Here is a 10,212-nt window from a genome sequence, read left to right on the forward strand (position 1 = left end):
TTCCCGCGGGCCGGTGCGCGGTGGACGGGTGTCAGGACTTGGTGTTGAGGATCTCGGCGATGCCCTGGTCCACCGTGGCGGCCTCGGTGGCGGGGTCGCCTCCGGTGAGCACCCTGGTCAGATACTCCTTGATCAGGTTCTTGGCCTCGACCGCCGCCCAGTTGGGGGAGTTGGGGGTGGCGTGCCCGTTGGCGGCGCCCGCGGCCATCGCGGCCGTCGCCTCGTTGTCGCTCAGCACGCCGGCGAGGGAGACGCGGTTGGGCACGTAGCTCATCTCCTTGGCCATGTCGGTCTGGAACTTCTCACCCGCGAGCGCCTTGACCACCTCGTAGGCTGCCTCGGGGTTCTTCGACGCCTCGGGGATGACCAGGTCGGAGCCGCCGGTGAACACCGCGCCCGGCTTGTCGGCGGACTTGCCGGGGATGGGGAAGAACCCGAGCTTGCCCTTGAGATCCGGGTTGGCCTTCTCGATCGCCACCGCGCCGCCGGGGGCGGAGATGAGCTGGGCGACGTCGCCCTTGGCGAAGACGTCGGCCTGCGGCGGCTTGGCCTCGTCGGAGTCCTTGGGGCCCTTGCCCAGCGCCTGGAGCTTCCGGTAGAACTCGACCCCGGCCTGCGCCTGGGGGGTGCCCAGGCCGCCCTTCCAGGTGCCGCCCTCGTTGACGGCGAGGTCGCCGCCCTCGTCCCAGATGAATCCCGCGAGGGTGTACCAGTTCTGGCCGGGCAGGTAGATGCCCTGGTCACCGCCCTTGTTGAGCTTGGCCGTGACCTCCAGCCACTCGTCCCTGGTCTTGGGCGGGGAGGTGATCGAGGCCTTGGTGAACAGGTCCTTGTTGTAGATGACCACCCGGTTCGCGGCGTACCACGGGATGCCGTACTGGCGTCCGTCGATCTTGCCCGGTTCCGCCAGGCCGGGCAGCCAGTCGGCGCCGCCCAGATCGGTGATCTTGTCGGTGAGGTCCTTCACCCCGCCGCTGGCGGCGTACTCGGCGACCTGGGTGTTTCCGACCTCGATGACGTCCGGGGCGTCGTTGCTGGCCAGGGCGCTGGTGACCCGCTGGCCGATGCCGTCCCACTCCTGGATCTGGATGTCGAGGGTGACGCCGGGATGGGCCGCCTGGTAGTCGGTGCGGAAGCGGTCGAGCAGGGCGTCGGAGAAGCTGTCGCGCATGACCCACACGGTCAGGTTCGTGGAGCCCTGCCCGGTGCCGGCCGAGCCGGGCGAGTCCGCGGAGGGGGACGGCTCGGAGGAGCCGCATGCGGTGAGGCCTGCGGCGAGTGTCAACACTGCCGCGGTGGCGCGGAGGCGGTACCCCATCGGTACTCCCAGAGGTCAGATATTGGTAAGTAATTGGCCTGCTCCGCATAGGGTGGCTCTTACCACTTCTGTCGTCAAGGCCTGTTTTTTCGGGGACGACAGGTAACAAATAGGTAAGATCTTGGTAAGCTGGGGCGGTGACTCTAAACCTGAGGTCCGGGCTCAAGCGCGACCGGGTGCGCGACGTCCTGCTCGACTTCATCGCCGACATGAAGCCGGGCGAGGCGATCCCCTCCGAGCGGGATCTCTGCAAGGAGCTCGGGGTCTCCCGGCCCACGGTGCGCGCGGCGATAGACGATCTGGTCATGTCGGGGCTGCTCGTCCGCGAGCACGGGCGCGGCACGTTCACCGGACCGCACCGGGTCACCCAGGCGCTGGCCTCGACCACCGGCAACTCGTTCTACGCGCCGCCCGCCGAGGGCAACTGGCTCAGCCGGATCCTGGAGTTCGGCTCCACCCCCGCGGGCGCCCGGCTCGCCGGCCGGCTCCAGCTCTCTCCCGCCGACGCCGTCCTGCGGGTCGTGCGGCTGCGCGTCGTCGACGACGAGCCGATGGCGATCGAGCGCATCCACCTGCCGTACGCCCTGGTCGACGGACTGGTCCCGGCCGACATGGAGTCGGGCTCGTTCTACCGGCTGCTACGGGAACGTTTCAACGTCGACGTCCGGGGCGCCGTGCAGACGATAGAACCCACGGTCACCGACGAGACCGAGGCCGAGCTCCTCCACGTCCCCCAGCACGCCCCGGCCCTGCTCTTCGAGCGCACCACCCGCGACGTCAACGGCCGGATCGTCGAGTTCACCCGCTCGATCTACCGCGGCGACCGCTACCGGGTGACCTCCGAGCTGTCCTTCAACGCCGACTCCGGCTGATCCCCGGACGCTCTCCGAGAGCTGATCCCCGGACGCTCCCCGGGAGGCGGGGCCGGGCACGAGCCCCGGCCCTTCCCTCCCTCACCTGATGGCGGCCAGGTCCACGACGTACATCCTCTTCCCGACCCGGTATGCCATCAGCCGGTCGAAACCGCCGTCGGGGAGGGGCGTGATTCCCATCTTTTTCCCTCGCACGCCCAGATCGGCGGACGTGCCGGTGACCAGGTCGTAGAGGAAGACGCCGCCGGTCACGGGCGCTCTCTTGTAGAACCGCTCCAGGCCGGGATCGTCGCCCAGCTGGATCTCGGGAGGCAGCACCCGCTCCCGGGAACCGTCGCGGTCGCGGACGAAGTTGCGTGGGCCGGCCCCCGTGGGCAGGCTCTGGCCGTAACACCGGTCGATGCCGCACCTGACGAATTTCTCTTCGGGCTTGACCACCGCGTCACGCCGCGCCCCCGTCTCGACGTTGAACAGTTTGGCGAAGACGACCAAATTGGTCACATTGCCCTGTATGCGCGGATTGTCCCGATCGAGGTGGAGGCCCACCCAGGGCCAGCGCAGGAGGTACCGCCCTTCGGCCCCCGGCACCGCCCGCGGCTCGCCGCCGCGCAGCGGCACCCGGTACACCCCGCCGCTCTCAAGGGAGAAGACCACGTCCCGGCCCACCACCTCCAGCTTCCCGATGTGGCCCTTCCTCATGATGTCCTCCAGCGGGACGTCGGCCACCTTCCGAGGGGTGCCGCCGCCGACGGGCACCGTCCAGATCCGGGCGACCCGCTGCCTGCCCGATTCCTTGTACGACGCCCACCAGACGACGTCCCCGCCGCCCGCGGTGACGCCTTCGGCGTAGAGCGTCGAGTTCCTGGTCGGGATCTCGGCGATCCGCCGGGGGCCGCCACCCTCCAGGTCGTAGGTCCACAGGAACTGCCTCGCCCCGTCGCTCCTCCCCGTCATGACGAGCATCGTCCGATCGTCGAGAAGCGACTGCGGGTAGTAGGCGCGGCCGTCGGGCAGCTTGGCGGGTAGCTTGTGCAGGGCCCCCGGCCATACCCGCTCGATGGGCGGCGGCTTCTCCTCCGGGGCCGGGGGCGGCTGGGGCGTCGGCCCCTGCGCGTCCGTGGCGCTCACCGCGGGCTGCTTCACGGCCGGCGGGCCCAGGGCCCGCACCGCCGTACCCGCCCCGCCGGCCACCACGACCACGGCCGCCGCCGCGAGCAGCGCGGCGGGCGCCCGCCGGGGGCGGCGGCGTGCCCGGACCGCCGCGGACAGCCTGATCCGCGCCCGCTCGGGCACCTGGTCCGCCGCTCCGGCCAGGACGCGGCTCAGCTTGTCTTCGATGTCGGTCATCGCGTGCTCCCGTGGGCCGCCGGTGAGGAGGAGAGGGAGGACCGCAGCTTGTCCAGGCCGCGGGAGGCCTGGCTGCGCACGGTCCCCTGGGAGATGCGGAGCACCTCGGCGATCTCGGCGTCGGCCAGCTGCTCGTAGTAGCGGAGCACCAGCACGGCGCGCTGTCTGCGGGGCAGCGCGGCCAGCTCCTGCCAGAGTCCCTGGTCCTCGTCGGAGGGGAAGACCGCCTCCCAGGTCCGCTCGGGCGGCTCCCCGGTGAGATGCTCGCGCCTGCGCCGCCGCCAGATGCTGACGTGCAGCCGCGCCATCGTCGTCCGGGCGTAACCGTGCGCGTCGGTCTTGCGCCGCACCCTCGGCCAGGCGTCGCGCAGCCGGGTCAGCGCCTCCTGCGCGAGGTCGGCGGCGTCGTGGGGGTTGCCGGTCAGAACGTACGCGTAACGGAGCAGCGCCTCACCCCGCTCGGCCACGAAGTCGTCGAAACCGGGCTCGTCGTCCACATGCCGTCCCTTCTCCATCGTCATGGCCTAGACGCCGAAGAACCCGGAAACGTTGCACCACGCCGCCGATGCGCACGGACCGCGCTGGATGTCGGCGGGCGGCTCGGCTACGTTCGTTCAGGTGACGACCACCTCGACTGTCCCGGTTCGGGGTGGTCTGCTCCGATGACATCCCTCGACGACCTGGTGGTCCGGGCGCGCTCCCTCGTACGGGAGGGGCACCGCGCGCTGCTCGGCGTCACCGGAGGCCCGGGGGCGGGCAAGACCACCCTCGCCGAACACCTGGTCCGCCTGCTGCGGCCGGCGCCTCCCGAGGGCCTGCCGGAGCGGGAGTGGGTGGCGTACGTGCCGATGGACGGCTTCCATCTCGCCGACGTCGAGCTCGACCGCCTCGGGCGCCGCGACCGCAAGGGTGCCCCGGACACCTTCGACGCCGCCGGGTACGCGGCCCTCCTGCGCCGCCTGCGCGAGGACGAGGACGATCCGGTCTACGCGCCGGCCTTCGAACGCGACCTGGAACAGCCGATCGCCGGCAGCATCCCGGTCCCGCGGGCCGCCCGGCTCGTCGTCACCGAGGGGAACTACCTGCTGCTCGACCAGGGCGGCTGGGCACACGTGCGGCCCTGGCTGCACGAGGTCTGGTACTGCGACCTCGACCCGGACGAGCGCGTGCGCCGCCTCGTCTCCCGGCACGAGCGCTTCGGCAAGGACCCCGACGCCGCGGTTGCCTGGGCGCTGGGAACCGACCAGCGCAACGCCGACCTCATCGCCACCACCCGCTCCCGCGCCGACCTCGTCGTCCCCGACGCCGTCCTGCGCTCGATCGGCGACCCCGAGACGGGGCCAGGCTGACGCGGACCGTTTGACGCGGACCGGTTGAGACAGGCCGATCGAGACAGGGCGGTGGACGGAGACCGGTCGGCCCGGCGAGGCCGGGTCCGGGGAAGCCGCGCGATTCGCGGGCAGGCCGTCTCGTGGGCCTTCTCATGGACCGTGAACCCGGTCGGGGGGTCGTGGCGATACATCGCTGATCACTTTTCCGACGGGAAGGCCGGCCTTCATGCCATGGTGCCCGCGATGACCGCGCCACTCACCGCCCAGACTCGCGACTGCGACCTCATCGACGAGTCGCGGACCCGCCCGGAGGCGTTCGCGGCGCTGTTCGACCGCTACTCCGGAATGCTCTACCGGTACGTCTCCCGGCGGCTGGGCCCGGAGATCGCCGAAGATCTCGTCGGCGAGACGTTCCTGGTCGCCTTCGCCCGCCGGAGCCACTACGACCTGGCCTACGCCGACGCCCGGCCGTGGCTGTTCGGCATCGCCACCAGGCTCGTCTCCCGGCACCACCGCACCGAGGCCGCCCGTTACCGGGCGCTGCGGCGCAGCCCCGCCGAGGGCACCGTGGAACCCCCAGCCGACCGGGTGGTCGCGGAGGTCACCGCACAGGTGACCCGCCCGGCGCTCGCCCGCGCGCTGGCCGGGCTCTCGTCCGGGGACCGCGACGTCCTGCTGCTGGTCGCCTGGAGCGACCTGTCGTACGTGGAGGTCGCCCGGGCGCTGGACATCCCGATCGGCACCGTGCGGTCCCGCCTGAACAGGGCCAGGCGGAAGGTGCGCGCGGAGTTCGGCGACAGCAATCCGATGCACGAGGAGGAGTGACCATGGACGATCTGACGATGCTCCGCGACCTCGGCCGCGAGCTGGAGCACGAACCGCCCGCCACGCTCGCGCACCAGCGTGCGCGCCTGCTCGACGCCTCGGCCGGCTCCCCCCGGAGCCTGTCCCGCGCCCCGGCCCGCTCCCGGTGGCGACTGCCCCGCGCGATGCGGGGCTGGCCGATGCTCGCACTGGTCGCGGCGGTCACCGCCGCCGTCGTCGTCATTCCCGTCGTGCTCCTGAGCGGGCGCCCGCTCGCACCGGGCCCGTCCGTGCCGGGTCCGTCGGGAGACCGCCCGTACAAGCAGGGAGAGGCGCTCAACGTCCTGGTGGTCGGGATCGACGGTGAGGCGCTCAATCCCCGCTGGCGTGAAGCCGCGGGGATGCGCAGTGACACGATGATCCTGCTGCACATCTCCGCCGACCGGCGGAAGACCCGGGTCGTCAACATCCCCAGGGACTCGATCGTCCGCATCCCCGCCTGCGAGTCCCCGGACGGGACGGCGCTTCCGGCCAGAAACGACATGATCAACTCGGCGTTCCACACGGGCGGGCTGTCCTGCGCGTGGAAGACGGTCGAGTCGGCCACGGGGATCCATGTCGACCACGCGGTGGAGATCCATTTCTCCGGGTTCAAGGGCGTGGTCGACGCGCTCGGCGGGGTGGAGGTCACGCTGCCGCGGCCGGTGGACGATCACAAGGCGAAGCTGCGGCTGCCCGCGGGAAGGCGTCTCCTGCTCAATGGCGAGCAGGCGCTGGGTTACGTGCGGCTCCGCAACTTCGGCGACGGGACCGACCTGGAGCGGATCAAGCGCCAGCAGCATTTCATGAACAGGCTGCTCATGAGGGCGAACAGCCATATGGACAACCCCGCGACGCTTCTCGCCCTCATCACCGAGGTGAAGAAATCGGTCAGGACCGATGCCGGGTTCGACCTGGGGGCGATGTACGCCATCGCGCGGGGCATGGCGAAGTTCGCGCCCGGCTCGGTCGTGTTCTCCACGGTTCCCACCCGTCCGCATCCCGAGGATCCGAACCGTCTCATGTGGGACCGGGCCGCCGCCGAGCGGCTCTTCGCGGGGATCAGGAAGGACGCCGGGTGAGCCGGGGGCCTCTCGCCCCGGGTGCTGGCGAGGACATAAGCGGATAAAAAGGATAATAGTGCCGAATGTGGCTCGGTATGAGTTTTGATGGTCGATATGGTTCGTCTTTCCGGAAATAAGGTGATATCTCCGTGGAAACATCCGCACGTCATGGGAGAACCCATGTCCGTTGCCCGTTGCATCACCACCGCCGCCCTCACCGCCCTCACGGTGGCGCTCACCGCGCCGGCCGCGTCCGCCGCTCTCATCCCGCCCCGGCCCGCCGTGCCGGGCGAGTGCTCGCTCTTCGGGGCGGTGACCGTCAGGAAGGGCGACCGTACGGAGACCTGGACGTGGGGGCCGGGCTACCAGAGCTACCTCAGCAGTGAGAGCAGTTCCCGGACGTTCACGCAGACCATGTAGGAGTTCACGCGGGCCGTGCGGGGCAGGGCCGGCCGGGATGTGCCGTACGCGGGCCGCGAGCGACGGACGCGTCCTCGCCGGCGCGGATCTCCGGCTCACCGGCCGGGTGCCGGCGGCTCCGGCCGGTGAGGCGGAAGCCGTCGGCGCCCGGCCGCCCGAATTTCCGATCATTCTCTGACCATGGGCCTGAACTGGTCATTTCTTGGCAGCACACCACCGTCCCTCAGGGGTGAGCCCGTCCGCCGGTCTTAGCGTCGAACGATGGAGATCGACGTGGTGTCGCCCGGCCCGGACGAGCGGGCGGCTCCGACGCACCGGGTCATGGCCGATCGAGCGGACGCGTGAGCGGCGCGGGGAACGGGCGGTACGGCACCGGCCCGTTTCCGTACACCCGGGCCGAACCTTCCCGGGGCGAAACACTCCGTGTCGAGGCGTCCCGGAACCAGAGGGCCTGGGACGAGCCGTCGCGGCGCGTGCCGTCCCAGGGCGGGCTGCCCAGGGGGCAGGTCGTGGTGATCGCCGGGGAGCCGGTGGCCGGAAAGGCCGGGACCGGGTTGATCCCGCCCTTCACCGCGCACGAGGCCGCGGCGCTGGCCGCCGCCGCCCTCGAGGACACGCTGCGCGCGGTCGCCCGCGTCCCGGTCGCCCGGCACGTGCTCGCGCTCGAGGGCGCCCCCGGACCCTGGCTCCCGCACGGGTTCACGGTGCTGCCGCAGCGCGGGAGCGGGCCGGACGAGCGGCTCGCCGCGGCCCTCGACGACGCCCACCTGCTCCTGCCCGGGCCGGTCGTGCTCATCGGCATGGACACGCCGCAGGTCACTCCGGACATGCTGGTCTACGCGCTGTCCCTGCTCAGCGCCTACGACGCGGTGTTCGGCCCGGCGGCGGACGGCGGGTTCTGGCTGCTCGGGCTGCGCGTCCCCGACCCCGCCCTACTGCTCGGCGTCCCGATGTCGGAGCCGACCGCCGGCGAGATCCAGCTGCGGAGGCTGGGGGAGGCCGGGTTGAGCGTCGCCCCGATGCCCTGCCTCACCGACGTGGACAGCGCGGCGGACGCGTTCGTGGTGGCCGCGCAGGCCCCGCGGTCCTTCTTCGCCGCCACTCTCGCCAGGATGAGCGCGCTTCGGTGAACGGGGGCACCGAGAGGCGGTACGGAAGCCTGGAAAGCGGTACGGAAGCCTAGAAGAGCGTCGGGGTGGTGGCCTCGTCCGCCCGCTCCAGCTCCCCCGGCTCGAAGAGCCGGATCACGCCGTACGTGCCGTCGTACCCGGGTTCCCGGATCACCTCGCCGCGGCGCAGCCGCCCGACGGCCTCCGCGAGCGGCGGCGAGTGGGCCGCGATGTCGCCGACCGGCACGTCCTCCAGAATGCCCAGCTCGGGTCCCAGGACGGCGGTGAGCCTGTCGACCTCCCTGAGGACCTTCTTGCTCTTCGACCCCACGTCGAGGATCTCGCCCACGATCTCCGGCAGCGGTACGAGGTTGCGGAAGCCCGCCACGCCCTCCGGCCGGAAACCGTCGGGCCGGTCGGCCAGTTCCTGGACCCGGTTCAGCACGCCCACCGTGAGCGGCTTCCCGCACACGGGGCAGATCCCGTCGCGCCCGCGCGTCTCCTCGGGTTCCATCCGGATGTCGCACTTGCGGTGCCCGTCGACGTGGTACCTGCCCTCCTCGGGGAAGAACTCGGTCGTTCCCGCGTACCCGGTCCCGGTCCGGAGCGCTCGCAGGACGGCGAAGTAGTCGAGGTCGGTCTCGAACACCGTGGTCTCGCGGCCGAGCATGGGCGGCGAGTGGGCGTCGGAGTGGCTGACCAGCCGGTAGCGGTCGAGGGCGGAGACCCGCCAGTTCATGGCCGGGTCGCTGGACAGCCCGGTCTCCAGCGCGAAGATGTGTTCGGAGAGCTCGCCGTAGCACTCCTCGATCGTGTCGAACCCGGACTTCGAACCGAAGACGCCGAACCACGGCGTCCAGACGTGGGCGGGCACCAGGTAGGCGCCGTCGCCGCTGCTCAGGGTGATCTCCAGCAGGGCGCGGGAGTCCATGCCGAGGACGGGCCGCCCGTCCGCGCTCAGGTTGCCGATCCGTTCGAGCCTCGCGTTGAACGCCGCGGCCTCGTCGAAGCCCGGCATGTAGACCAAATGGTGGATCTTGCGGGTGCGCTCGCCGCGCCGGTAGATCGTGGAAACCTCGGCGGACAGCATGAACCGCACCTGGTCGGAGGTCGCCCCGGCGGGCGGCGGACCGAGGACGTCCGGGGCGCTTTCATCACGTAACCGGAACAACCCGGGCTCCGCCGGTACGAGCTTCTCGCGCAACTGCTCGAACCACACCGGATGTGTGAAATCACCGGTGCCCATCAGCGCGATGCCCTTGCGCCGCGCCCACCATGTCAGATGTTCCAGATCACTGTCTCTGCTGCAGGCCCGGGCGTATTTCGAGTGAATGTGCAGGTCAGCATGAAACCGCATTCATCACATTCTGCCACAGGCCAGATACGGAGTTCGGTGAGCAGCCGGACCATCGCAGATCGGTGACGGTCTCCCCACTCCGCACCGGAAGGACCGGCCGCGCACCACCGATCCGCCACGCCCGCTGGACTTCACGAGCCGTGGCGCGAAACCTCGGGTGGGCCGTGGAAGTGAGATCGTCCCGCAGTGAGAGCATGATTCGTCGTCAGTTCCGACCTGGCCTCACCGCTGCCCGTACTCCACGGGCCCTGCCTTAGGAAAGATTCTGATGGCCGTCAGAGCGGAGTGGAGCTACCTCATCGGCCCTGCCCCGATGAGACGTCATGTCATCGGCCATTAAGCCCCACCGGCGAACTCCTGATTGGCTAGGATTGGCCCCATGGCTCTGCTGCGCATGGCGGTCGAGAACTACCGCTGTTTCAAGGAGCGGCAGGAAATCGAACTCCGCCCTATTACTGAGCCTTTTTCATCCCCTGACGGCGGACTGCTGGACACAGCGTGATCGCAAGACCCCTGTTTGCCTGACGGCATAGAGAAACCCCTGGTAGACG

Annotated in this window: 11 protein-coding genes; 7 read left to right on the top strand and 4 right to left on the bottom strand. The window is 70.6% G+C overall.

Features of this window, described 5'->3' with window-relative positions:
* Window positions 1-31: 31 nt before the first annotated feature.
* Window positions 32-1,318: an extracellular solute-binding protein gene (locus AB0G15_RS15765; RefSeq protein ID WP_362839638.1), complete on the bottom strand. Its 1,287-nt coding sequence runs from the start codon at window positions 1,316-1,318 to the stop codon at window positions 32-34.
* Between the two features lie 137 nt (window positions 1,319-1,455).
* On the opposite strand from AB0G15_RS15765, the gene AB0G15_RS15770 reads away from it, so the two are divergent.
* Entirely contained in the window at window positions 1,456-2,190 is a 735-nt protein-coding gene (locus AB0G15_RS15770) for a GntR family transcriptional regulator (RefSeq protein WP_362839641.1), read from the top strand.
* An 81-nt stretch (window positions 2,191-2,271) separates the two neighbouring features.
* Here AB0G15_RS15770 and AB0G15_RS15775 read toward each other — a convergent pair whose 3' ends face one another.
* Window positions 2,272-3,537, bottom strand: a complete 1,266-nt coding sequence (locus AB0G15_RS15775; protein WP_362839645.1) for a hypothetical protein — start codon at window positions 3,535-3,537, stop codon at window positions 2,272-2,274.
* On the bottom strand, window positions 3,534-4,058 hold the full coding sequence (locus tag AB0G15_RS15780) for a SigE family RNA polymerase sigma factor (RefSeq protein ID WP_362839648.1): 525 nt from the start codon (window positions 4,056-4,058) through the stop codon (window positions 3,534-3,536). The genes AB0G15_RS15775 and AB0G15_RS15780 overlap by 4 nt, the downstream gene beginning before the upstream one ends.
* Before the next feature lie 141 nt (window positions 4,059-4,199).
* On the opposite strand from AB0G15_RS15780, the gene AB0G15_RS15785 reads away from it, so the two are divergent.
* The 5 genes from AB0G15_RS15785 (at window position 4,200) to AB0G15_RS15805 (ending at window position 8,325) form a co-directional block, all read left to right on the top strand.
* Window positions 4,200-4,886: a nucleoside/nucleotide kinase family protein gene (locus AB0G15_RS15785; RefSeq protein ID WP_362839651.1), complete on the top strand. Its 687-nt coding sequence runs from the start codon at window positions 4,200-4,202 to the stop codon at window positions 4,884-4,886.
* Between the two features lie 225 nt (window positions 4,887-5,111).
* Complete coding sequence (locus tag AB0G15_RS15790; protein WP_362695091.1) at window positions 5,112-5,693, top strand: RNA polymerase sigma factor; 582 nt, start codon at window positions 5,112-5,114, stop codon at window positions 5,691-5,693.
* A 2-nt stretch (window positions 5,694-5,695) separates the two neighbouring features.
* Window positions 5,696-6,793, top strand: a complete 1,098-nt coding sequence (locus tag AB0G15_RS15795; protein ID WP_362839654.1) for an LCP family protein — start codon at window positions 5,696-5,698, stop codon at window positions 6,791-6,793.
* 162 nt (window positions 6,794-6,955) lie between these two features.
* Complete coding sequence (locus AB0G15_RS15800; RefSeq protein WP_362839658.1) at window positions 6,956-7,195, top strand: hypothetical protein; 240 nt, start codon at window positions 6,956-6,958, stop codon at window positions 7,193-7,195.
* 473 nt (window positions 7,196-7,668) lie between these two features.
* Window positions 7,669-8,325, top strand: a complete 657-nt coding sequence (locus AB0G15_RS15805) for a DUF2064 domain-containing protein (protein WP_362839661.1) — start codon at window positions 7,669-7,671, stop codon at window positions 8,323-8,325.
* Window positions 8,326-8,374: 49 nt separating this feature from the next.
* Here the strand turns inward: AB0G15_RS15805 and AB0G15_RS15810 are convergent, their stop codons facing one another.
* Window positions 8,375-9,661: an endonuclease Q family protein gene (locus tag AB0G15_RS15810; protein WP_362839664.1), complete on the bottom strand. Its 1,287-nt coding sequence runs from the start codon at window positions 9,659-9,661 to the stop codon at window positions 8,375-8,377.
* Between the two features lie 379 nt (window positions 9,662-10,040).
* On the opposite strand from AB0G15_RS15810, the gene AB0G15_RS15815 reads away from it, so the two are divergent.
* Window positions 10,041-10,163, top strand: coding sequence for a hypothetical protein (locus AB0G15_RS15815; RefSeq protein ID WP_362839667.1), 123 nt, complete (start codon window positions 10,041-10,043; stop codon window positions 10,161-10,163).
* The last annotated feature ends 49 nt before the right edge of the window (window positions 10,164-10,212 follow it).

Source organism: Streptosporangium sp. NPDC023825, from assembly GCF_040639575.1.
Lineage (GTDB): Bacteria > Actinomycetota > Actinomycetes > Streptosporangiales > Streptosporangiaceae > Streptosporangium.

Coding starts and splice junctions, on each gene's coding strand:
- AB0G15_RS15765 (WP_362839638.1), bottom strand. CDS start 1,318: ATGGGGTACCGCCTCCGCGCCACCGCGGCAGTGTTGACACTCGCCGCA.
- AB0G15_RS15775 (WP_362839645.1), bottom strand. CDS start 3,537: ATGACCGACATCGAAGACAAGCTGAGCCGCGTCCTGGCCGGAGCGGCG.
- AB0G15_RS15780 (WP_362839648.1), bottom strand. CDS start 4,058: ATGACGATGGAGAAGGGACGGCATGTGGACGACGAGCCCGGTTTCGAC.
- AB0G15_RS15785 (WP_362839651.1), top strand. CDS start 4,200: ATGACATCCCTCGACGACCTGGTGGTCCGGGCGCGCTCCCTCGTACGG.
- AB0G15_RS15790 (WP_362695091.1), top strand. CDS start 5,112: ATGACCGCGCCACTCACCGCCCAGACTCGCGACTGCGACCTCATCGAC.
- AB0G15_RS15795 (WP_362839654.1), top strand. CDS start 5,696: ATGGACGATCTGACGATGCTCCGCGACCTCGGCCGCGAGCTGGAGCAC.
- AB0G15_RS15800 (WP_362839658.1), top strand. CDS start 6,956: ATGTCCGTTGCCCGTTGCATCACCACCGCCGCCCTCACCGCCCTCACG.
- AB0G15_RS15810 (WP_362839664.1), bottom strand. CDS start 9,661: ATGCGGTTTCATGCTGACCTGCACATTCACTCGAAATACGCCCGGGCC.
- AB0G15_RS15815 (WP_362839667.1), top strand. CDS start 10,041: ATGGCTCTGCTGCGCATGGCGGTCGAGAACTACCGCTGTTTCAAGGAG.